This window comes from Leifsonia sp. Ger2509 (genome assembly GCF_055231915.1).
The window spans coordinates 448509-473221 of the sequence record NZ_JBUYVB010000003.1; the positions used below are offsets into that span (position 1 = coordinate 448509).

The following is a 24713-nucleotide window of genomic DNA, read 5'->3' on the forward strand; positions in this document are numbered from 1 at the left end:
CCCCGGTCGCTGCGACCGGGGCCTTCATCATGAACGAGCGCTACTTGGCGGCCAGTTCCTTGAGTGCCGCACGCCCGAAGGTGAAGGCGCGAACGATACCGACGACACCGAGGACGATCAGGATGATCGCCGTGATGAGCACGAGCCAGAACGCCGACCACCCGGGGATGATCAGCACGACGATACCGGCGACGACACTCACGATGCCGAAGGTGATCGCCCAGCCGCGTGACGCAGCACGACCCGATTCCGCGAGTGCCATCACACCCTCGATGATCCAGCCGATGCCGATGATGGCGACGATCAGGATCAGCAGGGTCGCCGCCGCGGTCTCCGAGTTCTTGATCGCGATGACGCCGGCGATGAGCAGCAGAAGTCCGAACAGGATGTCGAGTGTACGGTGTCCGCCACTGATGCCGCGGCTGAAAATGCCGAGAGCGAGACGCACGATACCGGCGATCACGAAGTAGATACCCAGGAAGATGGCGAGAACGGACAACGTGCGGTCCGGCCAGAAGAGCAACACGATTCCGAAGACGAGGGCGATGATGCCGCTGACGGCGAAGGCCGCTCGGATCCCGTTGATGGCGGAACGGGTCAGGTTTCTCTCGTCGAGATCGAAGTAGCTCGGTTCGGCGTCCAGAGGATCAACAGATGTCATGAGAAGCACCTTTCTCTGCGAGCCGTGCGGCTCGACTGCATGTAACGCTGACGATAGCGCTGTCTTACACAGGTTGCACTCAGTTTCGCGCGTGTTACGAGAACGGCCGGGCCGGGCCGCTTCTTAGCGGCGCGTAGCCGCTCGCGCGTGCACGCGTAACCGCTCCGTGCGCACGCCGATCCTCAGAGGTCATGGCCCCGAGCCGAGGCGGCGGGATGGCACAGTTGCGTGGTCCGTCTCGCGAGACGCTTGCCCTCCGACCTGAAACGAGATCCGATGTCCGCCACACAGCCTCTGCCGCCCACCTCCGAGCACGAGGGAGTCGGCACCCCGCCGCCCGCACCGCCGGGTCCTCCGCGTCGCCCCTCGACCTTCAACCCGCTCGCGCTCACATCCTTCATCTGCTCGTTCTTCATCAGTCTCGCCGGGATCGTCTGCGGGCACATTGCTCTCGCTCAGATCAAGCGAACAGGGGAGAGAGGCCGGGGCTTCGCTCTGGCCGGAATCATCATCGGCTACACGACCCTGGCGGCCGCTATCTCCATCACGATCGCTATCGTCGGACTGAGCGTTCTCGGCGCGGTCTCCGAGGCATCGAACGGTTCTCACCCGCGCTCCAGCGTGAGTAAGTCCGACTCCTTCGGAGCTACGACGAAGGAATGCGCGACGGCGGCCCTCGCAGTGGCCAACCTGACATCGACGCTCAGCTCGCTGTCGACGTCGATCGTCGACGCGCCCAAGACCGGGAAGATGGCGATCGACGATGCGTTCGAGAAGTTCAGTTCCGACACCAGCGACATCGTGTTCCTCGATGTCGAGAGTCTCAAGGCCGACCTCGGCGATCTCCGCGACGATCTGGCCGACTACGTGTCAGACGACCCTGCCGACCGGGACCCGTTCTTGCTGAACCTCGACCTCAAGAACGTCCAGCACGACATCGAGGACCTCGCATCGACGTGCCGTTGAGCGGATGTGGGCACCATCTCCTGCGGCAATCGCTCCAGCCGGGCGTTGCGCTGATAATGCACATTATGTCAAGTAAGCGTCATCCCGTCCCTCCTGACCTCACACTGCGGCGGGGAGGACGTCGAGCTCGGCACCCGGCGTCGATGGGTCGAATCCGTGCTCAGCGAGCCATCGAATCGCCAGCAGACTTCGGACCGACCACCAAGCCCGTATCGATTCGCGGTCGACACTTGCGCCGTAGCCGGATATCACGTCACCGAGATGCTCCTCGTGCCCGAGTGTCAGCGTCGCGATATCGAAGAGAGCCTCTCCCCTGCCCGCCTCGGACCAATCAATAACACCGGTTATTTCATCGTTCTCTGTGAAGACATGTGTCAGTTGCAGGTCTCCGTGCATGAACACTGGCACTGTCGGATGGAGCACAGCTTCAGCGATCCGACGGTTTCGGGTCACCATCTCGGGCGGAAGCGTTCCGGTCGCGACGAGGAGCTCGCATTCTGCGTCGAGGCGCGACTCGAGATCGACGAGACTGTGTCCGGGCCAGGTCGGAAGTGGTTCTTCATGGAGGCGGCGAACAGCTGCGCCCGCAGCGAACCACGCGGCAGACGACGCTGGCGAGGCTACACCGAGGCGCCCCAGCGCTTCGCCCGGAACCGCCGAGAGCGCGAGCACGGACGGCTTCTGCCACAGAACGCGCGGCGTGGGGATCGGTGACAGCCCGATCGCCGCAACCTCGCGGTCGATATTCGCCTGGTCGGAGTCGACCTTCAGGAAGACATCGCCGACACGCAACGTCGCGCGTGCCCGGTGCGCGACGATGATCTCGACGTCTTCCACGCAGCAATCCTTGCAGGTCACTCTGCGGCTCGCGCGATCCCGCCTGCTCGTCGATCCCCGCGGCGTGCGCGGCGAGCATGCCGTCGTGGCGGCGACCGGGAAGTGGTTGCTTGTCGCGGAGCCGGGTCAACCGTCCAGGCGTTCCCCCACCCTGCGCACTTCAGGCTTCACGGAGCGGCCGGCGGAATGAATATCTTCTCGATAGGTTTCGCGAACAGACGTGAGATGCGAAACGCCAGCGGGAGCGACGGATCGTACCTTCCCGTCTCGAGCGCGACGACCGTCTGACGCGAAACGTCGAGGTGTTCGGCGAGAACCGCCTGCGTCCATCCCCGCGCTTCGCGTTCAGAACGGATCAGGTTCTCCATCAGGCGCTGGGGGCGCCGGCCGCGAGGTTGGTGACCTCCCACGCCACGATCCCGACGACGGCCACAGCCCATCCCCCATTGGGCACGTCGAGCCCGGCGGAACTGAGGGTGCCCAGAGTGATGGCTGTGACCATCGAGACGGCGAAGCCCACGGCCAGTCCGGGAAAGAACAGCTTCACCTGGTATTCGTCCATCTGACGTACGCGGATCACGATGGCGATTACGATCCACACGATGGGAAGCAGCGGCAGGACCGCCCAGAGGAGACGCCACGGGCCCGCCTCCCGACCGAGCGCGTAGAGCGCGACGTTGGCGAGGAGGAAGCATGCTGCCCCCACCAACATCTGCACGCGGAACACCCGCCTGCGCAGAAGTTCGATCCGTGATTCTCCGCCCGAGTCAAGGTCGCTTGTCATTCCTCGATCGTAAGCTGTGAGCAGTGGCGAGTCAAGGACGCTTGACACCCAGCGAACGACGGACGCTCAGCCCACCTCGACGACGACGACTTCCACGCCGGCCGCGCGCAGTTGCTCGAGTTCGACCGGATCCGCTGTGCTGTCCGTGATCAGCATGGCCACCTGGGCGATGTCGGCGATCGGCGCGAGCGCGACCGCGCCGATCTTCGATCCGTCCGCGACGACGACGGTGCGCTGCGCCTTCGCGACCATCGCGCGGTTGGTCCGCGCCTCGGTCTCGTCGTAAGTCGTCACGCCGCTCGTCGAATTGATGCCATCCGCGCCGAGGATGGCCGTGCCCACGTTGACGGCGTTGAATGTGCTCTCTGCCAATGCTCCGACGAGCTCCAGCGACTGCGGGCGCAGGAAGCCGCCGGTCATCACGACGCGCACTCCCGCGTACGCGGAGAGCAGATTGGCGATGGTCAGGGAGTTCGTCACGACAGCGATGTCGCGGTGATTGGCCAGAGCGCGGGCCACGCTCGCGGTCGTCGTGCCGCCGCTCAGCGCGATCACGTGACGTTCCGACGGAAGCCTCTGCACCATCGCCCTCGCGATTGCGCGTTTCGCCTCCTGGAACCGCGTGTCACGCAGAGCCACAGGGATCTCGCGACCGCGCTCGAGGGCAGACACTCCCCCGTGGGTTCTCACGATCAAGTGCTGGTCGGCGAGATCGGACAGGTCTCGCCGAGCCGTCGCGGCTGAGATGCCCAGCGTTTCCGAGAGCTCGGCCAGGCTGATCGATCCGCGCTCCGAGACGAGGTCGAGGATCTCGACCATGCGCTGGGCGCGACGTCCCGATGTGACGTGGGCGATCAGGGATTGGGCGGCAGGAGCATCCAAAACGAGTCCTTTCGGCGAGTCGATAGCAAATCAATCAATCAATGTGATCACTTTATCTGCAATTCGCTCATTTCGTTGCGCGGAGTAGACAGAGTATCGCAAAATCGCACCATGCCCCAGATTGTTTTCCTCGGCGCCGGGAGCGTCGTGTTCACCCGCCAACTCCTCGCCGATCTGTTCCGGTTCGACGACTTGCCCCCACTGCGTATCGTCCTGCACGACATCGACAGCGAACGCCTGGAGGTCGCCCGCGGAACAGCCGAGCAGGTCGCGGCGCGCTTCGGCCGCACGGCGGAGATCGTCGCGACTCTCGACCGCCGCGTGGCGCTGACGGGCGCGGACTTCGTGATCAACATGATCCAGGTCGGCGGAATCGCAGCGACCCGGGTCGACCTGGAGGTTCCCGCTGCGGCGGGCCTCCTGCAGACCATCGGTGACACGACCGGCGTCGGCGGCGTCTTCCGCGGCCTGCGCACGTTCCCCGTCCTGTCCGGCATCGCCGCCGACATGCTCGAACTGTGCCCCGAAGCGTGGTTCCTCAACTACACCAATCCGATGGCGATGAACGTCTGGTGGATGTCCGTCGTCGCTCCTCAGATCAAGACCGTCGGCCTGTGCCACAGCGTCTACTGGACGGTCCATGACCTCTGCGAGCTGATCGGCGTACCGATGGAGGGCACGCATTACCGCGCGGCAGGCGTCAACCATCAGGCCTGGCTTGTCGAATGGTCGCGCGACGGCGAAGACCTCTACCCGCGACTGCGCGAAGCGATCGAGCGCGATCCAGAACTCCGTCGCCGCGTGCGCGTCGAGATCTTCAACCGGATCGGGTTCTACCCGACCGAGACGAGCGAGCACTCCTCCGAGTACCTCTCCTGGTTCCTCCGCTCCCCCGAGCAGATCGAGAAGTTCCGCCTTCGCCCGCTCGAGTACATCGGCATCTCCGAAGAGAACGTCGCCGAGTTCGAGCACGCCAAAGCGGCCCTCGCCGCCGGCGAACTCCTGGAACTCGAGGACGGCGCAGCCGAGTATGCGCCGCAGGTCATCCACTCGATCCTCACCGGAACCGAGCGCATCATCCACGCCAACGTCGTCAACCACGGGCTCATCGACAACCTCCCGGAGGGCGCGGTGGTGGAGGTTCCGAGCCTTGTCGACGCAAAGGGCGTGCAAGCACTGCCGTTCGGTGCCATCCCTACCCAGGGGGCCGCACTGAACCGCGTCTACCTCTCGGTCGCCGAGCTCACGATCGAGGCCGCTCGCACCGGCGACCCGGAGCTCGTGCGGCGCGCTGTCCTCAGCGACCCGAACGCGGCGTCCTCGCTCACTCCCGAGCAGATCTGGGATCTCTGCAAGGAGCTCACTTCGAGACACGCCGCCCTCCTGCCCAGCGCGCTCGGCGGCACGCTCGAGCAGTCCGCGCGGTGACGCTCGCACGGACGAACGAGCTGGTCTCGGCGGCAGCGGCAGCGCACGGGGGGCTCGCGGCCTTCAACGTGCTCTCGCTCGACCACGCGGAGGCTGTTGCGGCCGGCGCTGCCTCGGCCGGGTCTCCTGCCCTCATCCAGCTCAGCCAGAACGCCATCGTCTTCCGCGGTGCGCCTGAGCCCCTGCTGGCAGCGTGCCGCGAGATCGCGCATGCCTCCCCGACCCTGCTCGGCATCCACCTCGATCACATCGAGGATCGCGGACTCGTCTCCCGCGTACTCGCACGGTCGGCCGAGTTCGGGATCGGTTCGATCATGTTCGACGCTTCCAAGCTGGACTATGCGGACAACGTCGCCGCCACCCGCGCGGTCGTCGCGCAGGCCCGGGATGCCGGGGTGTGGGTGGAGGCCGAGCTCGGCGAGATCGGGGGCAAGGACGGCGCGCACGCACCCGGAGTACGCACTGATCCGGACGACGCCGCGGCGTTCGTCGAAGCGACGGGCGTCGATGGGCTCGCGGTCGCCGTGGGGAGTTCGCATGCGATGCTCGACCGCTCTGCAGAGCTCGACCTGGGCCTCATCGAGCGGCTGGCCGCCGTGGTGCCCGTCCCTCTCGTCCTCCACGGCTCCTCCGGTGTCGCTGACGACGTGATCGCCGCAGCGATCGCGGCGGGGATCCGCAAGGTTAACGTCGGCACCGCACTCAACATCGCGTACACGGCGTCACTGCGGGATGCGCTGACTTCGCATCCGGACGCGGTCGATCCGCGTCGCTACACGCAGGACGCGCGCACGGCGATGGCGGACCTGGTGGCCCGATTCTGCGCGGTCGTGAACCGATCGTCGTGACGCACGAAGCACCCACTCTGCAATAAACGATCAAGCGGAGTGAGCGATATGGACACTTTCGTTGTCAAACGCTCACTCTGCGCGAATGATGAATCCAACGCGCAGCGGAGAGCGCTGCGCCGCTGAAAACAAACAGGAGCACCACGTGACACTGACTTCCCGCGAAATCGCCAGCCAGCCGGCCATCTGGCGCGAGGCACTCGAGACCCGCGCGGAGCTCGCGGCCGAACTCTTCACGCTTCCGGGCGAGCGGATGCTCGTGCTGGGCTGCGGAACATCGGCCTTCATGGCCGAATCGTTCGCGACTCTGCGAGAGCAGGCCGGCTTCGGCATGACCGACGCGGCATACGCATCCGAGCCGTGGACCTGGCGCGATTACGACACCGTCCTCGTGCTCAGCCGCTCAGGGACCACCACGGAGGCCATCGAGGCGCTCGACGCGCTGCCCGCCGGCGTCCGCACCATCGCTGTCACGGGCGTCGCCGACTCCCCCATCGCCGAGCGGGTCGACGCCGTCCTGCTTCTCGACTTCGCCGACGAGGAGTCCGTCGTGCAGACGCGCTTCCCGACCACGTTCCTGCTGCTCGCCCGCTCGGCGTTCGGGGAGAACGTGCAGGGCCTTCCAGCCGCCGCCGAAGCGGTCCTTTCACGGCCCCTCGACCTCGACATCTCGGACCTGAGTCACTTCGTCTATCTCGGCAGCGGCTGGACCTACGGGCTGGCGCAGGAGGCGGCCCTCAAGATCCGTGAGGCAGCGCAGGCATGGGCGGAGTCGTACCCGATGCTCGACTACCGGCACGGTCCCCTTGCGGTCGCAGACGGCCGTTCGATCGTCTGGATCATCGGCCGCGCAGAGCCGACCCTCGTGGCCGACATCGAGCGCACCGGCGCCACTGTGCGAGTCGGCACGTCCGATCCCCTGATCGAACTCGCCCAGGCGCAACGGCTCGCGGTTGCGATCGCCGAACGAAGCGGACTCGATCCCGATGCCCCCCGGCACCTGACGCGTTCGATCGTACTCGGCTAACCCCCAGCCACCGGCATTGCAGAATATCAGACACCAGCAGTAACCCGAGAAGAGGAACCAAAGATGTTGACTCCACTCCGTAAGCGCGTGCTCCGCGCCTCGAGCGTCGTGGCCGCCGCGACTGTGCTCGTCGCACTCGCCGGCTGCAGCGGCTCGCAGGGCGCGACCACGCTCGACCCCAAGGCCAAGGTCCAGATCGAGGTCTGGTCCGGGCAGAGCGATGCCGCCGAGAAGGCGATCGAGGCCCTGGCGAAGGAGTTCGAGAAGCTGCACCCCAACGTCACCGTGGACCTGTCCCCCGGCGCGTCCTCGACGGACCAGCTGCTGCAGAAGCTCTCCGCCGGATTCGCTGGCGACCAGTACCCCGATGTCTCCTACGCCTTCGGTTCCTGGGCCGGACAGCTCGAGGCATCGGGCCGAACGCTCGACATCTCGAACGACGTGAAGAAGCCCGATGTGAAATGGGACGAGTTCACCGCGGCGGCGCGCGGGACCGCCCAGCCGTCCGGCAAGAAGGTCATCGGCTTTCCGGCGGTCGTCGACAACATCGGCCTGCTGTACAACAAGACACTCTTCGACAAGGCGGGCCTCGCCTACCCCACCGCCGACTGGACGTGGGACGACTTCCGCAACGCTGCCAAGAAGCTCACCGACCCTGCGAACCACATCTACGGCTACGGATACTCCGTCTCCGGCAGCGAGGAGACGACCTGGCAGTTCTGGCCGCACCTCTGGCAGAACGGCGGCGCCATCCTGAACAGCGCCGGCACGAAGTCGCAGTTCGCCTCGCCCGAGGGCACTGCCGCCCTCACCTTCCTGCGCTCCATGGCGGTCGACGACAAGAGCGTCTATCTCGACCAGACCGACGAGAAATTCGGCCAGCTCTTCGTCAGCAACCGGATCGGGATGATCACCTCCGGGCCGTGGGAGCTGTCGGATCTCAAGACAGGCGGCACGAAGTACGGCGTCGTCCAGCTTCCCGGCACGAAGGGCGACCACCAGACCGTGTCCGGCCCCGACATCTGGGCGCTGTTCGATCACCACGACAAGAACCGAGCGTACTGGGCCACCCAGTTCGCCCAGTGGCTGACCTCCGATGCACAGGATGCACGCTTCAACGTCGCTCTGGGCAACCTGCCCCTTCGCTCGTCTGAGGCGTCGTCCGAAGCGGTCAAGCAGGAGACCGCGCAGTTCCCGGGCTACGACGTGTTCGTCGCCAACTCCCAGAACGTCAAGCAGACACGCCCGACCAGCAAGGGATACGCTGCGCTCTCGGTCGCGATCGGCAAGTCGATCTCCTACGTACTGCAGGGCCAGGGCGAACCGAAGTCCTCGCTCGAGCAGGCGGCGAAGACGGCTGACGCCGGTCTCAGCAAGTAGCAGCGGGACGAGGACCAGCCATGGCTGACATGACCTCCGACGCAGTCGGTCTAAAGAGGACACCGGATGCGACGCGCTCGCGCGGCGTCAAACGCCGCCAGGGGGTGATGTCCGCCCTCACGGGGTGGGGATTCGTGGCTCCGGCCACGGTGATCATTCTCGGCCTGTCGATCTTCCCCGCCCTGTGGGCCTTTGTGCTCTCGTTCCAGAGCTGGGACGGGTTCAGCGAACCGACGTGGGTCGGGGGCCAGAACTATGCGGATCTGGTCGGCGATGCGGACTTCTGGAACGCGGTCGGAAACACCGCCGGGTTCACCCTGCTCTTCGTGCCCGCGTCGGTGCTTCTCGGGCTCTTCCTCGCGGTCGCGCTGAACCGGCGCATCCGCTGGATGGGCTTCTACCGCACGGCGATCTTCGTCCCGTTCGTCGCCTCCGCGGCATCGACGGGCATCCTCTCCACGTACTTGTTCAGCCCGCAGTTCGGGCTGGTCAACAACGTGCTCCGCGTGCTCGGCCTGCCGCAACAGGGCTGGCTGGACGACCCGCACCAGGCGATGCTCGTCATCGCGATCATGTCGCTCTGGGGTTCGGCGGCGTTCACGACCGTGATCTACCTCGCCGCGTTGCAGGATGTTCCGTCCGATCTCATCGAAGCCGCCCGCATCGACGGCGCGAACCGCTGGCAGACCTTCTGGCGGATCGTCTGGCCGCAGTTGGCGCCGGTGACCGTCTTCGTGGTGATCTGGCAGACGATCGAGGCCATCCAGCTCTTCGACCTCGTATACACGACCACCCGCGGCGGCCCGCTGGATGCGACGAAGACGATCGTCTATTTCCTGTACGACAAGGCGTTCCACGCACTCCAGTTCGGCTACGGGTCCGCCGCAGCATACGTTCTGTTCGCGGTCACGCTGCTCATCACGATCGGCGTCGTCGTGTTCTCACGGCGCCGGGGTTCGGAGGCTTTCTGATGGCTACGGTTCTCGACGAGGTCTCCGGGGCTTCCCTGACCGTCGCGAAGGAGGTCGGCGCCGGTGCTGGCCGGCGGAAGCAGCGGGTGAGCGGATGGCACTTCGTGCTCTTCCCGATCGCCATCCTGTTCCTGGTCCCTTTCGTGCAGATGCTGCTCGCATCGTTCTCGCCCGCGAAGGACCTGGTAGCCTTTCCGCCACCGTTCATCCCGTCGCGGCTGACGCTCGATGGCTACGTGAGGCTGTTCGGCCAGACCGACATCCTCCTGTGGCTGGGCAACACGGTCATCGTGTCCGCGACCGCGATCGTGTCGAACATCGTGCTCTGCTCGCTCGCCGGATACGGTTTCGCACGCCTCAAGTTCGCCGGCCGCAACTTCGGCTTCCTGATGATCCTCGCAACCATCATGATCCCGACACAGCTGCTGATGATCCCCACGTACATCCTGTTCGCGAAGCTCGGACTGCTCAACGGGCTCGGCGCGGCGATCGTGCCGTGGCTGGCGACCGCTTTCGGGATCTTCCTGATGCGACAGTTCTTCCTCTCCCTGCCCGCTGAGCTCGAAGAGGCCGGAGCGATCGACGGCTGCAACCGCTGGCAGGTCTTCTTCCGGATCGTCCTGCCGCTGGCGCGACCCGCGATCGCGACCCTCGCGATCTTCACCCTGCTGGGCGCGTGGAACGATCTGGTCTGGCCGCTCATCGCGATCAACAACCAGCAGGCGTTCACGCTCCAGCTCGGGATCGCGAACTTCCAGGGGATGCACCAGACCGACTGGAGCCTGATCATGGCCGGCAACGTCGTCGCGACCATGCCACTCATCCTGTTCTTCCTCTTCGCGCAGCGGCAGTTCATCGCGACGATGACCTTCTCGGGCCTGAAGGGATGAGCGGAATCGACGTCCTCGTGGTCGGGGACGCCAATCCCGACCTGCTGCTCAGCGGCGACACTGTTCCCCGATTCGGGCAGGCGGAGCAGCTGCTCGATGCGGCCGACCTGGTGCTCGGGGGCAGCGCAGCGATCGTCGCGTGCGGACTCGCCCGCCTGGGTGTGCACACCGCCCTGGCCGGAGTGGTCGGAGACGACCGGTTCGGAGCCGTGGTGCTCGACCGGCTCCTCGCCGAGGGCGTCGACGTCTCCGCGATCGGCACCGACCCGCACGCCCCCACGGGACTCTCGGTCGTGCTCTGCCAGCCCCACGATCGCGCCATCCTGACTCTGCCGGGAACGATCCCTGCGCTCACCGTCGACGCTGTGCGGGAGGCCTGGATGCGCCTCCAGCCCCGGCACGTGCACGTCGCCTCGTACTTCCTGCAACCGGCGCTCGCCGACGCATTGCCCGCGTTGCTGGAGGAGTTCTCAGCGCACGGGACGACGGTCAGCCTCGACACGAACTGGGACCCGGCCGAACGATGGTCCGGTCTCGACGAGATGCTGCGCCGAGTGGACGTCTTTCTGCCCAACCGTGAGGAGGCCATCGCGATCGCATCAGCGGTGACGGGTCGCCGTGTCGACGATCTGGATGCTGCGGGGTCGGCGCTTTCGGCACTCGGCTGCCGCGTGGTCGTGAAGGCGGGCGCCGACGGAGGCCTGGCCTTCGAGGGCGGCGCACGGGTCGCCGCCGCTCCCGGTTTGGTGGTCGACGTCGTGGACACGACCGGTGCGGGCGACAGTTTCGACGCCGGCTACCTGGCGGCGTACCTCGACACCGATGGCGAAGAAAGCGATCGTCTGCGCTGGGCCGCTGTGGCCGGATCGCTCTCGGTTCGCGGACGCGGGGGCACCGGGGCACAGGCCACGCGCGCCGAGCTGGTGGACAACGCGGTGAGCGGCGTCGGGTCCGGCAGGGCTTGACCCCACCGGACCCGTCCGGGCTGATTCGGCGGTCGCCGGGCTAGTAGCTCGCCGTGCCTGCTACCGCCGCAACGGAGACGAGGAAGAAGAAGGCGATCACGGCGACGATCGTGGAGGCGATTCCTGCGTAACCGATCGCCAGCCCGGCGATCGCGAAGCCCCGGCCGTTCTCACCCGTCCGCTTGATCTGGCTGAGCGCAATGTGACCGCAGATGACTCCGGCGAGCCCGACGACGAACGACGTGGCGAAAGCAACGATCGCAAGGGTGTTGGTCGAGCGTTCGGCAACGGCAGGCTGATAGTTCGTGGACAAAAAGGCTCTCCTTGTTCGGCACCGATGTGGTGTGAGTGGAGTACCAATTCTGAGAGCGACCTGCAGGTCGTAGGCGTGGGATGCATGAGAAATGTGTGGCAGACGATGTGATCTCCGTGCGTTTCCCTCAGCCCGGTACGTGAAAGGATGCCCACAATGAGCCGCCGATCGAGCGCGTCTGTCGCGATCGGTCTACTGGACGGGAGATTCCCAGGCGAAGCCGTCCGGGTCGACGAACGGGCCGGCATCGCTTCCGATGACGAGTCGATGTGAACCGGTCCTCTCGGGGGCGACCCCCGCATCCTTGGCGAGAGCCCGACGCCCGTACAGCCCCAGGCCGATGGGACTCGACGGAAGGGAGAACTCCACGTATTTGCCGAAGCTCTTGCCGATGGCGAGGCCACGATCGACATAGAACTCCTTGCTCGCGCCGACGTCCTCGGCTGCCAGAAGGAGGACGATCTGATCGACATCGAGCGTGGCCGGACCGGTGTCCTTCTTCGCCGATGTCGCGACCTTCCAGATCGAGCCGTCCGGAGACTGCACCACTCCGCCGTAACCCCACAGGGACTTCGACACCGGCTTGAGTGTCGTGGCACCGGCCGTGACAGCGGAGTCGATCAGACCGCTGACAATCGACGGCTGGGACACGATGAGCGACAACGTGAAGCCGCGGAAGCCGGTCGTATCGGATTCCGCGGGCGTCACGCGCACACGGGAGCCGAGTCCGAACGCGTCGGAATAGAACTGTGCTGCGGCGGCGGGGTCAGCCGTTTCGAGGCTGACGTATTCGATGGATGTCATGCGAACGACGCTATTGCCCGCCCTGCACATCCTGCTTCTCGATTCCTGCTCGATCGTGTCCGCGCCTCGGCACCGGGCACTGGAACCATTCGTGGCGCGCGAGTAGCGTCGGGCTATGGCAGAGCAGATCTCGGATGCAGAATTCTCCGCCGCCGACGGCGTGGCCGACTGGCGCGCACTCTACTGGGGGGCAAAGACTCTTTACGAGACCGGGGACTTCGCCACGGGTGCCCGGTTCGTCGCGGCGATCGCCGACGAAGCAGACGCGGTCGGGCACGCGCCCCTCATCGACCTACGACCCGACACCGTCACGATCCAGGTCATCACGCCGGGCGTGGGCCTCAGCGATCTCGACCTCGCTCTCGCACAGCGGATCTCGGAGATCGCCTCGACTCTCGGTCTCACCGCGGACCCGTCCGCCGTCCAGCAGATGCAACTCGCCTTCGATTGCGCGGTGCCATCGGCCGTGATGCCGTTCTGGCAGGCGGCACTCGGCTACGTTCCCATCGGGCCACAGGACATGATCGAACCGAACCTCGTGGGCCCGACCGTGTGGTTCCAGGAAAAGGAGCACATCCCGCCGCGCAACCGAATCCACATCGATGTCTCGGTGCCGCACGACCAGGCCCAGGCACGGGTCGATGCCGTGCTCGCGGCCGGCGGCCGCCTCCTCGGCGACCGTTATGCTCCCGCCTGGTGGTCGCTCATCGACCCCGAAGGGAATGTGGTCGACATCGCAACGTGGCAGGGCCGCGACTGACCTGCGGCCCGGGGCGCCTGCGGATCCTCTCAGGTCGAGCGACCGGATGGCGCCGACGGATTAGATTGTCGAGCATGAGCCGGCGTGCCGCCTTCGCGAGCGCCTTGCTCGTGCTCGCTGCCGCCCTCGCTGCCTGTACGAGCGCAGGCGCGCCGACCCGGTCGGCGGGCTCGATCTCCTCCCCGGCGCCGCGGGTTTCGGGAGGGACGTCGACGCCGACGCCGACCGCCTCCCAGCCGCTGCAGCACGTGGTCATCATCGTCGACGAGAACAAGACGGCCACCTCGATCATCGGGAACAGTGCCGCGCCGTTCCTCAACAGCCTCGCCGCGGAGTACGCAACCGCGTACGGGTACTCGGGAGTCTCGCATCCCAGTCTTCCGAACTACCTCGCGCTGACGAGCGGGACGACAGGAGGAATCACGACCGACTGCAATCCGCCGGGAGGATCCTGCCTGGTGACGGGGCCGAACATCGCCCAGGCGCTCGACCGGACGCACCGCACCTGGAAGATGTACGCCGAAAGCATGCCGACCCCGTGCTCTGTCGCCAACACGACCGTGTATGCAGTGAAGCACATCCCTTTCCTCTACTTCCCGAGCGTCACCAACGATCCGTCGTACTGCGCCGCACACGTCGTCCGGTTTTCGCAGCTCGCTGCGGACCTGACGACGACGGACTCATTGCCGAACTATTCGTTCATCAGTCCCAACCTCTGCAACGACATGCACAACTGCTCGATCGCCACAGGTGACACGTGGCTGGCCGCAGAGGTACCGAGCATTCTCCACTCCCCCGCGTTCACCCGGCAGCGCTCGCTGCTCGTCGTCACATTCGACGAAGGTGACTCCGCAGACAATGTGGTCGCCTGCGTGTTCGCGGGCCCGGCAGCGGCACTCCATGCGAAATCGACATCGCCGTTCAACCACTACTCTCTGCTTCGCACGATCGAAGTCGAATGGGGCCTCCCGTCGATGACGACGAATGACGCCGACGCATCGCCCATGACGCCCCTTCTTCGCTGAACACAGTTGGCGCGAATGCGGTATCCAGACAGCTTCGCCTGCCATCCGACGATCCTGCCGATCGGTCTCGAATTCCTCGGGGTTGCTGAGCGCGGCGCACCCGGCCTTGTGCCCACCAAGCCGTGGTGAAAGACTCGAAAAGACGCCCAGCTCATTCCGGCATGGGCGTCATCGGGGTTGGTGGATGGTTCACCGATGTCACACACGCGCAGAGACAGCCGAGAAGGCCTGACGAGTCCACGACGGGGGTATCCTCGCCGCGCGGGAGTGGTCTGCGCCATCGCGTCCCTCTGCCTGCTCGGATTCGCTGATCCCTCCGTCGCCAGCGCACCCTGCCCGCCACCGGATGTCTCGCCGACTGCGACCGCCGAGCCGGGCAAGACCCCTACGCCTACGCCCACGCCGACGCCGACCCCGTCCGCCGGCACCGATCAGACTGGGGGCAGCTGCGAACCGGCAACACCTCCGTCGGGCGGCCCTCAGCCCACGCCCACCCCCGACCCTACAAACCCGTCGCCGAAGCCCACCCCCGACCCTACAAACCCGTCGCCGAAGCCCACCCCCACGCCCGACCCAACGCCGACCACCGGTCCGACCCCCACTCCCACGCCGACGCCGACGCCCACCCCGACGCCGACACCCACACCGACGCCTACTCCCACGCCGGCATCGCACAAGCCTGCGGACGACGAACCGACAACGCCCGACGCCTCCGCACCGCAGACACCGGCGCCGTCGGGCTCGGGTGCCGCGCTGAGCGCCTTGGCCGCCCAGTTAGAAGCCGAGTTGGCTGCCAGCAGCACACAGCTCGCTCAGGCTCGGGCGACGTATGCGAGCGCCTCCGCCGAGTATCAGGCCACGAAGAGCGAATTCGACCAGGCCGATCAACTTGCGACAAGCACAGAGAAGAGTGCAGAGGCGGCTGAGCAGACCGCGAGGTCGTCTGCGCGGCTTCTGCTGCGTGCGGTGCGCGACGGAGGCAACCCTCTCGTCTCTACAGACCCGCTCGCCGCGATATTCGGGGGCAGCGGCGGCAACCTCCTGCAGCGCCTCGGCTCCCTCGATCAGCTTGCGAGGGCGAGCGCTTCGCCGACGGAGTTGGCGGCCCGCGCTGAGCACGATGCCGTCGTAGCACGCGGACTACGCACACAGGCGGACAAGGCGAAGGATGCTGTCGGCGCGATTCCTGTCGGGAGCAGCCAGCAGGCCGTTGCCACGGCTTCGGCGGCGGTCGATTCGGCCGAGGCGAGTGTGGCGTCCGTGCAACTGCAGGTCGCGTCCACCGGAACGGTGACCCGGTTTCCCAGCTTCATCGACGACGGCAGACTCGGAAAAGCCGCCTGGGTCGATCCGCTGCATGGAGAGATCACAGATGTGTACGGCCCGCGGCCATCGCGACCGCTCGGTACCGGGCCGTTCCACTACGGTGACGACATCGCGGCTGCGTGCTCGAGCTGGATCGTCGCGGCCTCGGCGGGAACCGTCGAAGCGACCGGCCCGAACGGTACATACGGCAACTGGGTGATGATCAACCACGGGCACGGCGTGCAGACCGTCTACGCACATATCGAGAACGGTGGCACCCTCGTCCACGTGGGTGAAGCCGTGGTCGCCGGTCAGCCGATCGCTCTCGTCGGCTCGACCGGCGCATCCACGGGCTGTCACCTGCACTTCGAGGTGCGGATCGACGGACAACGCATCGATCCGCAGCCTTTCCTCGCCGCCCGCGGCGTCATCGTCGGCAGCTAGCCTGACGTCGGGCTGCGAGCGGCTTCCGTCGCTGTGTTCCTGCCTTACGGTCGCGGTCCGGCGATGTTCACCAGCCACGCGACGCCGAACTTGTCGGTGACCATCCCGAAGCTATCACCCCAGGAAGCCTTCTCGAGGGGCTGGGTGATCGTTCCGTCGACGACGAGCTTCTCCCAGTACCCGCGCAACTCGGCCTCGTCATCGCCGCTCAGGGAGACGGAGAAGTTGTCGCCGGGGGTGTAGTCCATGCGGTTGGGAGTATCAGCGCCCATCAGGACCAGACCGCTCGGCGTGGTCAGCTGACCATGCATGATCTTGTCCTTCTCGGCAGGATCGTCGCTCGCCTGAAAGTCGCCGAACGTGCTGAGGTTGAGTTCACCGCCGAAGACCGTCTGGTAGAACTCCATCGCCTGTTTCGCGTTGTCGCGGAAGCTGATGTAGGGATTCAGAAGCGTGGGCATTTGGGGGCCTCCTTGTTCATCGAATTGGGATCAGGCTACCGACGACCGCTGACATGCGCACCGGTCGATTCGGCACCCCGGAATCGTCCCGTTCGCACGTCAGGGACGGCCCGGTACGCGTCGACGATCAGGGAGCCCCGGATCTCGCTGAGCCGATCGAGCAGCCTGGTGAGCAGCAGGTCGGAAACACCGGAAGCTGTGAGATCGAATGGGCCGATCGGCTGCAGTTTCCCGCACCGTATTCGAACGACCTCCCAACCGACCGCCCGCAGAAGTCTGTCCTTGCGCCGGTCGGACAGCTCACGGCGACCGACATGCTCGAGACCGTCGCGGCCTGTGGTGTCGTATTCGATTGCGACCTTCAATTCGTCGATGACGACATCCGGCCAGACCTCGATGTGGGTGTAGAAGGGCTTCGCCACCTTGACGGCGTTCAGGGTGAGGTCGACGGCGAGTACCTGACCGAGCCGCTGCCGAAGCCCGGCCTCGGCCGCTGAAGCGGGTTGAGGGGCCCACGGGCTCACGAACGCTTCACCCACTGCGTACGTGTCCGCTGCTGCGGCCGCGTGGCGACAAGTCGGGCATCCCCTCCCCCGAAGGACAGAGTCGATCCTCGCCTCGAACGACGGATGTCCGCGGGGGCACAGCCACGAGTAGCGCCGATCGACGCGCGTCTCGGTCTCCAGCTCGGCTCGGCGTCCGGGCGCCGCCTGTTGTGCGAGTTGCGCCCGCGTGCGGCCCGCCTGGGCGAGCCGCACGCACAGGGCGCACCGTTCGCTCGGCTCCGGCGCGCCGATTGCGCGCGGATCGCGTGGATGACCACAGGCGAAAGCAGGGACGGGCTCACGCACGACTCCGAGCGGTGCACGACGACGCTGGGCCAGGACTGCACACTCGGGGCACCAGGTCGATCGGCGGCGCGAGCCGCCCGGTCTGCTGCGCTGCTCCTCGGGCGTCGCCGCGAATCGATGACCGCTGTCGCACTCCCAGACGAGGTAGACATCCGCGCCTGGTGGCACCTGGCTCAGGACGATGCCCGAGTTCAGGTCGGGGTGGTATTGCCGGATGAGCGTCGGGTAGCGCTCCCAGTCGACGCGATATGTACCGACCGCGTAGGGAACGGACGTTCCTTTGGTCCACTGGCGCCGTGTCCACCACTGCTGCACGCTCTCCGGCACGACCGTTCCTCCCTCGAAGGCTCCGCACCCTCCGAAGGCACTGTACGACGGGCCGCCGTCATCCGGCGAAGATCACCGGCTGCCGTGCCGCCCACGGCATCACCTGCTCGAGTTGGGCGGCGACCTGCAGAAGCAGGTCTTCGCGGCCGAGCGGCGCGACGAGCTGTACGCCGATCGGCAGGCCGGAGTGCGACTCGCCGAGGGGCAGGCTGATGGCCGGATTCCCTGAGACGTTGAAGGCCGCGGTGAACGGTCCGTAGTCGAGGATGCGCTCGAGCCAGGTCCGTGCCGTCCAGCGCGGGTCATCGTAGTCGAGCGTGCCGTGGCCGAGAGGGAGCTCCGTCGTCACCGGGGTCAGCAGCAGATCGAGGTTCTCGAACACACGCTCGACGGCCGCGGTGACACGGTGCTGCGCGTCCGCGAATCCGTCGAGGTCCGTACCCGTCATCCCTGCGGATTCTGCGACGATCGCCCGCGAGACCGCTTCCATCTTCCGGAAGTCCGGTTGGCGTGGCGCACCGAGGAGGGCACGCCCGGCGGCGTGCACTGCGAGGAGCTCGGCCTCCACGACAGCGCGCTGGTCGACCGCCGGCGCGGCCTCCGAGAGGTCATGGCCGATCCAGGCGAGCGCATCCGCCGCACTCCGCGCAACATCGGCGATCTCGGCGTCCACTGCGGTCTGCGACCACGTCGCCGTGGTGAAGCCGATCCGCAATCGACCCGCGTCGACCCGGATGAGCTCGCTGTACGGCCGGGAAGGCGGAGCGAGGGTCGCGCCCGACGCCGCCACCGCATCCAGCAGCACGGCGGAGTCCCGCACCGTGCGACTGAGCGCGAAGTCGACGCCCATGGGCGCGCCGCGTTGCAGGTCGGGCCCGGCGGTCGTCCGGCCCCGGCTCGGTTTGAGGCCGACGACACCGCAGCACGCTGCCGGGATCCGGATCGATCCTGCCCCGTCGCTCCCGTGCGCGATCGGCACAGCGCCCGCCGCCACCAGTGCTGCTGCTCCTCCGCTCGAGCCACCCGGGCCACGCCCGAGGTTCCAGGGGTTGCGCGTCACGCCGTGCAGCCGCGATTCGGTCGCGAAGTTCAGGCTCAGTTCGGGTGCGCACGTCTGCCCGAGGGCAGCGAGACCGGCGCGGCGAAAGCGTCGCATCAGCTCGTGGTCCTGGTCGGCGACGCCCCGGATTGCGCGACTGCCGTAGGCGAACGAGACGCCGCGCGCGAACGGCCCGCTGTCCTTGATCACGAACGGCACGCCCGCGAACGGGCCGCCGGGCTCGTACGCGAGCGACGACTCGAAGAGCGGCTGCGATAGAGCGCCGAGATCCTCGTCGACCGTGCGGAGCGCATCCCGTGCTGCGGCCTCGACGTCCCGCTGGCTCACCTGCCCGTCCCTGATCAGCTGTCGAAGACCGACAGCGTCGAAACGCGCGTATTCGACGTCGTACAGGGTGCCTCCAGGAGAACGTGGTCTCTCCAGTCTGGCATCCGGCTGGCGTAGGCTCGCAGCAGTCGTCGAAGGAGACTCTCAGATGCGCATCCAGGACTCGGTCGCGCTGGTCACCGGGGCGAATCGCGGGCTCGGTCGCGCGTTCGCGTCCGCGCTGATCGACGCGGGCGCTCGGATCGTCTATGCCGGAGTCCGCGACCTCTCATCGGTCGCCGACCCCCGCCTCATCCCCGTGCAACTCGACGTCACCGACCCCGCGCAGGTCGAGGCCGCTGCCGAACGGTGCGGCGATGTCCAGATCCTGGTCAATAACGCGGGCGTCATGCGCACGAGTCCCTTCATCGCGGCCCCGGACTCGGACGGCGCACGGGACGAGATGGAGGTCAACTATTTCGGGATGCTGGCCCTGTGTCGCGCGTTCGCCCCGGTTCTCGAACGCAACGGCGGCGGCGCGATCGTCAACATGCTCTCGGCGGCGAGTTGGGTCACCCCGGCGGCCACAGGTTCGTACGCAGCGTCGAAGGCGGCGGCCTGGGCATTGACGAACGGCGTGCGCGTCGAGCTCCGCAGCCAGGGAACCCTCGTGGTCGCGGTGCACGCCGGGTTCATCGACACAGAGATGGCCGAGCGAGTGCATGTCGCGAAGCTCGACCCGGACGACGTGGCTCGCATGACGATGGATGCTCTGCGGTCCGATACCGAAGAACTGCTCGCCGACGACGAGACACGCGCCATCAAAGCGGCCCTGCCGAACGCGCTGGAGGCGCTGTACCCTCCGATCCAGGCGCGGTGGGATGAACGTCATCCCCACCGGACCTCCTAGACGGCCGGTCGGGAGCCGCGAAGCGCCGCGACCTTCTTCTTGAGGAAGACCATCGGCAGGAAGAACGTCGCGAGAGACGTCACCAGCCAGACGACCATGGTCGCGAGCACCCAGGTCTGCCATCCGGTGATGCTCAGCCCGCCCGCGAAGAGCGACGCGATCACCAGCGCCACGAAGGTCGAGACCAGGCCGACGCCGCCGAGGAACGCGCGAGCGTGCTGCGCAGCCACCTTGGCGATGAAGGGCGCCAGGACGCCCTGGACGATGGCGAAGACGACGATCGTGATCAGGAAGCCTTCGGCGGTGAGCCCGAAACCGGGCAGCAGCCACGCAGCTGCGAGCAGACCGAGAGCGGCAGCGACCAGGAAGATCGCGATTCGGATGAGCAGACGGACCATGCTGCTCATTCTGTCCGAGCACACACCCGTTGTCACCGATTCCCGCGAGACCGATCCCGGCTTCCGGAAGTCATGCCCGGAGCTACGCGGTGCCCGCCTCGAGATCCGCGACCGTCTTCTCGATGCGGCGCCGGCGGGTGTCGTCCGCCTTCGCGGCGTCGATCGCCATCACGAGCCTCCGCTTGTTGCTGTAGTTGAGCGCGTCGTACGCGGTGCGGGAGCCCGGATTCGCTGCTAGGGCTTCGGCGAAGTCGGCGGGCACCTCGACCTCGCGGGGTGCGGTGTCCAACTCGAGGTCGACCTCGATCGTGTCACCGGCGGCGACGCCGGTCTTCTGCCGAACCTCTGCGCTGAGCCCCAGGAGGTAGCGGCCGCCCATGGACGCGACGCTGCTGCGATACGTGAACCCGTTGATGGTCACGCTCACGGGTGGACGGCACCCACCCCCGAGCTGCTCGACGACGGATGCAGGCACCTCGACCCCCGTCGCCGTCTTGCCGTGCGCTTCCACTGTGGCCCGGATCTTCATCTCACGATCTCCTCTCGGCTCCCGGTAGCCGACGCCTACGCGTCGCCGAACCCGGACTCCACCAGTTCTGCCAGCGCGTTGACGGCGGCTTCGCCCCCCAAGTCCGTGCTCGCGATCTCCGCGGAGGCTCCGACGTTCAACCCGAGCGACATGATTCCGAGAAGGCTCCGCGCGTCCTTGCCGTTGACGGTGACCTTCGCGTCGAAGGTGTTCGCAAGTTTGACGAACTCCGCCGCCGGCCGGGCGTGAAGTCCGTCCTTGTTGCGCAGGGTCACCTCGCGCACGAAGCGCACCGTGGACGCCGGTGCGGCGCCCGAATCGCCACCTGCCGCTGAGGCGCGGCTCGGGTCCAGCCCCTCCCACGCTTGCCTGGCCCCCTCCGCAGCAGCGACGACGGCGGCGAAGTCAGCGCGGGTCTCCGCTGCCACGGCGGCAGCGACTCCCGCTTCGACGAACGGCGCATCCACGATGGCGATGTGCGACTGACGGCTGTCCGGAAGCTGGTCGTGCACAGTCTCCGCGATCATCAGCGCGGAGCCGAGGTCGCTCAGCACGACCACGCCTGCGCCCGTATCGGCTTCATCGATCGCCTCAGTGACCTTCACGAAACTGGTGCCCACGCCTCCGTCGTCCGTGCCGCCGGCCGCGACAAGCGCGACCGACGGAGCCATCTGGCCCGCGACCTGGACGATGCCGCGTGCCAGGTCGGCACTGTGCGAGACGAAGACGATGCCCACCCTGGCCGCGTCTTCGTCAGTCATCGCTCGCCACCGTGGCCGCAGCGCGCAGGATGATCGCGGTCGATTCGGCACCCGGGTCGCGATGCCCGGCTGAGCGCTCGCCGAGATAGCTCGCCCGCCCCTTCCGGGCGACCAGCGGTTCGGTGGCGACGGCTCCCGCTTCGGCGGCCGCCGCCGCTGCATCGAGGATGGCACCCGTGGACACCCCCTCCGCAGCAGCGGACCGGGCCGCGTCGACACCCGGCGTCCACGCATCGACCATCGTCTTGTCGCCGAGTTCCGCTTTGCCTCGGGAGACGATCCCGTCGCGCGCGGCCGTCAACATGGAGACCACGACTGCTCCGTCGAGTTCACCGGAGTCGCCGACCGGCTCCGCCGCCTTCAGGAACGCCGTTCCGTAGAGCGGCCCGGATGCGCCGCCCACCGTCGAGATGAGCGTCATCGCGACGGAGCGCAGCGCGGCCGCCGGTGTCGCATCTTCCGGGAGTGCAGCGAGGGCAGTGACGGCGGCGGAGAGACCGCGATCCATGTTCTCTCCGTGGTCGCCGTCGCCGATCTCCCTGTCGAGGTGGTTCAGCATCGCCTTGTTCTCGGCGATCGCTGCCGCCGATGCTCCGATCCATGCCACGACCCATCTCGTGTCCAGCTTCATGCCGCCACTCCCTTCGTGTCTGCAACGCTCATCGTTTCTGCGCCGGCCGCTCAGACGCCCCAGCGGAGCGCAGGGGTGTTCACCGGGGCGTCCCAGAGGGCGGTCAGTTCGTCGTCGAGCTTGAGCACCGTGATCGACACGCCCTGCATCTCCAGGGAGGTCACAAGGCTGCCGACGAGCGAACGCTCCAACGCGATGCCGCGCTCGTCGAGGATCTCGGCGGCACGGCGGAACACGATGTACAGCTCGGACTGCGGGGTTCCGCCCATCCCGTTGACGAAGAGGAGGACCTTGTCGCCGGATGCGAAAGGAAGGTCATCGAGGATGGCCGACATGAGACGGTCGGTCAGCGAGTCCGCGGACTCCAGCTTGATGCGTTCGCGCCCCGGCTCGCCGTGGATGCCCACACCGAACTCGATCTCGTCGTCGGCGAGTTCGAAGCCCGGCTCGCCCGCGTGCGGGACGGTCCCTGCGGCGAGAGCGAGCCCCATCGACCGGACCTGACCGTTGACCTTCTCGGCGATCGCTGTCACGGTTTCGAGGTCGTCACCGCGCTCAGCAGCGGCGCCCGCGATCTTCTCGACGAGTACTGTTCCGGCAACGCCACGCCGCCCTGCTGTATAGAGGGAGTCCTGCACGGCGACGTCGTCGTTGATGACGACGGAGCGCACCGTGACCCCCTCTGCCCCGGCCAGATCGGCAGCGGTCTCGAAGTTCAGAACGTCGCCCGTGTAGTTCTTGACGATGTGGAGGACGCCTGCACCTCCGTCGGCCGCCTTGGTCGCACCGACGATGGGCATCGGCGTCGGCGAGGTGAAGACTTCGCCGGGGACAGCCGCGTCGAGCATGCCACGACCGACGAAACCGGCGTGCAGGGGCTCGTGCCCGCTGCCACCGCCGCTGACGAGGCCGACCTTGCCCTGGACAGCACCGCCGGCTCTCGAGACGAACCGCGGATCATGGGACACCGTGACGATGTCGGCGTGCGCTCGGGCGAACCCATCGAGGGTCTCGTCCACGACGTCGGGGACGTCGTTGATGAGCTTCTTCATTGAAACCCTGCCTTTCAGCGTGTGGCCGCGACCCATTCTTCGAGCTTCGAGGCGGCCGCCCCGGAGTCGATCGCCTGGGCGGCGACAGCCATTTTCGAACGGAACCGATCCAGGATGGCATCCTGGACCCTCGACGGGTCGGCTGCGAGCTCGTACGATACGAGCCCCGCCGCCGCGTTGAGCAATACGATGTCGCGCACCGGACCTTCCTGTCCGGCGAGCACGGCACGGACGACGTCGGCGTTGTGGGCCGCGTCGCCTCCGAGGAGGTCGGAGATCGTCGCCCGTGGGATGCCGAGGTCCCTCGGGTCGATGTCGTGTTCGGTGACCAGGCCGCGTGAGACCTCCCACACGTGGCTGTGCCCTGTGGTCGACAGCTCGTCGAGCCCGTCGTCGCCGCGGAAGACGAGGGCCGTCGCACCACGCGTCTGGAAGACTCCGACGATGAGCGGCACCCGGTCGAGGTGGGCGACGCCGACCGCGGATGCCTCCGGGCGCGCCGGATTGCAGAGCGGGCCGAGGAAGTTGAAGACGGTCGGGATGCCGAGCTCAGCACGCGCGGGCCCCGCGTTGGCGAATCCGGGATGGAATGCGGATGCGAACGCGAACGTGATCCCGGTGCGCTCGAAGACCTCTGCCACCTTCTCGGCGGACAGCCCGAGGTCGATGCCCAGCGCCGCGAGCACATCCGACGAGCCGGACGACGAACTCGCCGCGCGGTTGCCGTGCTTGATCACGGGCACGCCTGCAGCTGCGGCGACGATGGCCGCAGTGGTGGAGACGTTGACAGTGCCGAAGCGATCGCCCCCGGTTCCCACGATGTCGAGGGCCATCGGATCGATGGGAAGCGGGATGGCGTGCTCGAGGATCGCGTCGCGGAAACCGACGATCTCGTCGACCGTCTCGCCCTTCGCGCGGAGCGCCACGAGGAATCCGGCCAGCTGGGCGCTCGTCGCCTTGCCGGTCATGACCTGCTCCATCGCCCATGCCGCGTTGGCGACACTCAGGTCTTCTCCACCGAGAAGTGACGTGAGGATGGACGACCAGCTCGGAGATTCCGTCATACAGCGATCCTACTGAGGCGGCGCACTGCTGTGATCAACCGCATTGGGGCCTGCGAACTAAGGCAAGCCTAAC

28 protein-coding genes are annotated in these 24713 nt (G+C 66.9%); 12 read left to right on the forward strand and 16 right to left on the reverse strand.

Annotated elements, in window-relative coordinates; genetic code table 11:
* Positions 1-40: 40 nt before the first annotated feature.
* The gene (locus ACV7NN_RS02385) at positions 41-661 is read right to left on the reverse strand and encodes an HdeD family acid-resistance protein (protein ID WP_463347986.1); all 621 of its coding nucleotides are present in this window, start codon (positions 659-661) and stop codon (positions 41-43) included.
* A 276-nt stretch (positions 662-937) separates the two neighbouring features.
* Between ACV7NN_RS02385 and ACV7NN_RS02390 the strand changes: the two genes are divergently transcribed.
* Positions 938-1627 (forward strand): DUF4190 domain-containing protein, encoded by a 690-nt coding sequence (locus tag ACV7NN_RS02390; RefSeq protein WP_463347987.1) that lies wholly within the window; start codon positions 938-940, stop codon positions 1625-1627.
* A 99-nt stretch (positions 1628-1726) separates the two neighbouring features.
* On the opposite strand, the gene ACV7NN_RS02395 is transcribed toward ACV7NN_RS02390, so the two are convergent.
* The 4 genes from ACV7NN_RS02395 to ACV7NN_RS02410 form a co-directional block, all read right to left on the reverse strand.
* Positions 1727-2464: a phosphotransferase family protein gene (locus ACV7NN_RS02395; protein WP_463347988.1), complete on the reverse strand. Its 738-nt coding sequence runs from the start codon at positions 2462-2464 to the stop codon at positions 1727-1729.
* Between the two features lie 167 nt (positions 2465-2631).
* Complete coding sequence (locus ACV7NN_RS02400) at positions 2632-2832, reverse strand: helix-turn-helix transcriptional regulator (protein ID WP_463347989.1); 201 nt, start codon at positions 2830-2832, stop codon at positions 2632-2634.
* Entirely contained in the window at positions 2832-3248 is a 417-nt protein-coding gene (locus ACV7NN_RS02405) for a hypothetical protein (RefSeq protein ID WP_463347990.1), read from the reverse strand. The genes ACV7NN_RS02400 and ACV7NN_RS02405 overlap by 1 nt, the downstream gene beginning before the upstream one ends.
* A gap of 66 nt (positions 3249-3314) precedes the next feature.
* The gene (locus ACV7NN_RS02410; RefSeq protein ID WP_463347991.1) at positions 3315-4130 is read right to left on the reverse strand and encodes a DeoR/GlpR family DNA-binding transcription regulator; all 816 of its coding nucleotides are present in this window, start codon (positions 4128-4130) and stop codon (positions 3315-3317) included.
* Between the two features lie 111 nt (positions 4131-4241).
* Here ACV7NN_RS02410 and melA point away from each other — a divergent pair, with 111 nt between their 5' ends.
* The 7 genes from melA to ACV7NN_RS02445 all read left to right on the forward strand — a co-directional run bounded on the left by melA (position 4242) and on the right by ACV7NN_RS02445 (position 11639).
* On the forward strand, positions 4242-5558 hold the full coding sequence (gene melA, locus ACV7NN_RS02415) for an alpha-galactosidase (protein ID WP_463347992.1): 1317 nt from the start codon (positions 4242-4244) through the stop codon (positions 5556-5558).
* Positions 5555-6406: a class II fructose-bisphosphate aldolase gene (locus tag ACV7NN_RS02420; protein ID WP_463347993.1), complete on the forward strand. Its 852-nt coding sequence runs from the start codon at positions 5555-5557 to the stop codon at positions 6404-6406. The genes melA and ACV7NN_RS02420 overlap by 4 nt, the downstream gene beginning before the upstream one ends.
* 145 nt (positions 6407-6551) lie before the next feature.
* Entirely contained in the window at positions 6552-7433 is an 882-nt protein-coding gene (locus ACV7NN_RS02425; RefSeq protein ID WP_463347994.1) for an SIS domain-containing protein, read from the forward strand.
* 63 nt (positions 7434-7496) lie between these two features.
* Positions 7497-8813, forward strand: a complete 1317-nt coding sequence (locus ACV7NN_RS02430; protein ID WP_463347995.1) for an ABC transporter substrate-binding protein — start codon at positions 7497-7499, stop codon at positions 8811-8813.
* A 20-nt stretch (positions 8814-8833) separates the two neighbouring features.
* On the forward strand, positions 8834-9784 hold the full coding sequence (locus tag ACV7NN_RS02435; protein WP_463347996.1) for a carbohydrate ABC transporter permease: 951 nt from the start codon (positions 8834-8836) through the stop codon (positions 9782-9784).
* Positions 9784-10674 carry a carbohydrate ABC transporter permease gene (locus ACV7NN_RS02440; RefSeq protein ID WP_463347997.1) on the forward strand — a complete coding sequence of 297 codons (891 nt, stop codon included), beginning with the start codon at positions 9784-9786 and terminating at the stop codon, positions 10672-10674. The genes ACV7NN_RS02435 and ACV7NN_RS02440 overlap by 1 nt, the downstream gene beginning before the upstream one ends.
* Positions 10671-11639 (forward strand): carbohydrate kinase family protein, encoded by a 969-nt coding sequence (locus tag ACV7NN_RS02445; protein WP_463347998.1) that lies wholly within the window; start codon positions 10671-10673, stop codon positions 11637-11639. Before ACV7NN_RS02440 ends, ACV7NN_RS02445 begins: the two co-directional genes overlap by 4 nt.
* 40 nt (positions 11640-11679) lie before the next feature.
* Here ACV7NN_RS02445 and ACV7NN_RS02450 read toward each other — a convergent pair whose 3' ends face one another.
* Entirely contained in the window at positions 11680-11952 is a 273-nt protein-coding gene (locus ACV7NN_RS02450) for a DUF4190 domain-containing protein (protein ID WP_463347999.1), read from the reverse strand.
* 192 nt (positions 11953-12144) lie between these two features.
* A complete protein-coding gene (locus ACV7NN_RS02455) occupies positions 12145-12756 on the reverse strand; it encodes a VOC family protein (protein WP_463348000.1) in 612 nt (203 codons plus the stop codon).
* A gap of 115 nt (positions 12757-12871) precedes the next feature.
* Here ACV7NN_RS02455 and ACV7NN_RS02460 point away from each other — a divergent pair, with 115 nt between their 5' ends.
* The 3 genes from ACV7NN_RS02460 to ACV7NN_RS02470 all read left to right on the forward strand — a co-directional run bounded on the left by ACV7NN_RS02460 (position 12872) and on the right by ACV7NN_RS02470 (position 16290).
* Positions 12872-13516 (forward strand): VOC family protein, encoded by a 645-nt coding sequence (locus ACV7NN_RS02460; protein ID WP_463348001.1) that lies wholly within the window; start codon positions 12872-12874, stop codon positions 13514-13516.
* Positions 13517-13590: 74 nt separating this feature from the next.
* Positions 13591-14541, forward strand: coding sequence for an alkaline phosphatase family protein (locus ACV7NN_RS02465; RefSeq protein ID WP_463348002.1), 951 nt, complete (start codon positions 13591-13593; stop codon positions 14539-14541).
* A 786-nt stretch (positions 14542-15327) separates the two neighbouring features.
* Positions 15328-16290, forward strand: coding sequence for a peptidoglycan DD-metalloendopeptidase family protein (locus tag ACV7NN_RS02470; RefSeq protein WP_463348003.1), 963 nt, complete (start codon positions 15328-15330; stop codon positions 16288-16290).
* A gap of 44 nt (positions 16291-16334) precedes the next feature.
* Here ACV7NN_RS02470 and ACV7NN_RS02475 read toward each other — a convergent pair whose 3' ends face one another.
* From ACV7NN_RS02475 to ACV7NN_RS02485, 3 genes are read right to left on the reverse strand one after another with little or no spacing between them, the layout of a single operon-like run.
* The gene (locus ACV7NN_RS02475) at positions 16335-16751 is read right to left on the reverse strand and encodes a VOC family protein (RefSeq protein WP_463348004.1); all 417 of its coding nucleotides are present in this window, start codon (positions 16749-16751) and stop codon (positions 16335-16337) included.
* Positions 16752-16786: 35 nt separating this feature from the next.
* Positions 16787-17929: a zinc-ribbon domain-containing protein gene (locus ACV7NN_RS02480; protein WP_463348005.1), complete on the reverse strand. Its 1143-nt coding sequence runs from the start codon at positions 17927-17929 to the stop codon at positions 16787-16789.
* 58 nt (positions 17930-17987) lie between these two features.
* Positions 17988-19316 carry an amidase gene (locus ACV7NN_RS02485; protein ID WP_463348006.1) on the reverse strand — a complete coding sequence of 443 codons (1329 nt, stop codon included), beginning with the start codon at positions 19314-19316 and terminating at the stop codon, positions 17988-17990.
* Positions 19317-19464: 148 nt separating this feature from the next.
* Between ACV7NN_RS02485 and ACV7NN_RS02490 the strand changes: the two genes are divergently transcribed.
* A complete protein-coding gene (locus ACV7NN_RS02490) occupies positions 19465-20205 on the forward strand; it encodes an SDR family oxidoreductase (RefSeq protein WP_463348007.1) in 741 nt (246 codons plus the stop codon).
* Here ACV7NN_RS02490 and ACV7NN_RS02495 read toward each other — a convergent pair.
* The 6 genes from ACV7NN_RS02495 to trpD all read right to left on the reverse strand — a co-directional run bounded on the left by ACV7NN_RS02495 (position 20202) and on the right by trpD (position 24640).
* Entirely contained in the window at positions 20202-20603 is a 402-nt protein-coding gene (locus tag ACV7NN_RS02495) for a hypothetical protein (protein WP_463348008.1), read from the reverse strand. The genes ACV7NN_RS02490 and ACV7NN_RS02495 overlap by 4 nt on opposite strands.
* Before the next feature lie 82 nt (positions 20604-20685).
* The gene (locus ACV7NN_RS02500) at positions 20686-21132 is read right to left on the reverse strand and encodes a YdeI/OmpD-associated family protein (protein ID WP_463348009.1); all 447 of its coding nucleotides are present in this window, start codon (positions 21130-21132) and stop codon (positions 20686-20688) included.
* A 35-nt stretch (positions 21133-21167) separates the two neighbouring features.
* A complete protein-coding gene (gene dhaM, locus ACV7NN_RS02505; RefSeq protein ID WP_463348010.1) occupies positions 21168-21893 on the reverse strand; it encodes a dihydroxyacetone kinase phosphoryl donor subunit DhaM in 726 nt (241 codons plus the stop codon).
* Entirely contained in the window at positions 21886-22524 is a 639-nt protein-coding gene (dhaL, locus tag ACV7NN_RS02510) for a dihydroxyacetone kinase subunit DhaL (protein WP_463348011.1), read from the reverse strand. Before dhaL ends, dhaM begins: the two co-directional genes overlap by 8 nt.
* Before the next feature lie 50 nt (positions 22525-22574).
* Positions 22575-23576 (reverse strand): dihydroxyacetone kinase subunit DhaK, encoded by a 1002-nt coding sequence (dhaK, locus tag ACV7NN_RS02515; protein ID WP_463348012.1) that lies wholly within the window; start codon positions 23574-23576, stop codon positions 22575-22577.
* A 14-nt stretch (positions 23577-23590) separates the two neighbouring features.
* Entirely contained in the window at positions 23591-24640 is a 1050-nt protein-coding gene (trpD, locus tag ACV7NN_RS02520; protein WP_463348013.1) for an anthranilate phosphoribosyltransferase, read from the reverse strand.
* Between the last annotated feature and the right edge of the window lie 73 nt (positions 24641-24713).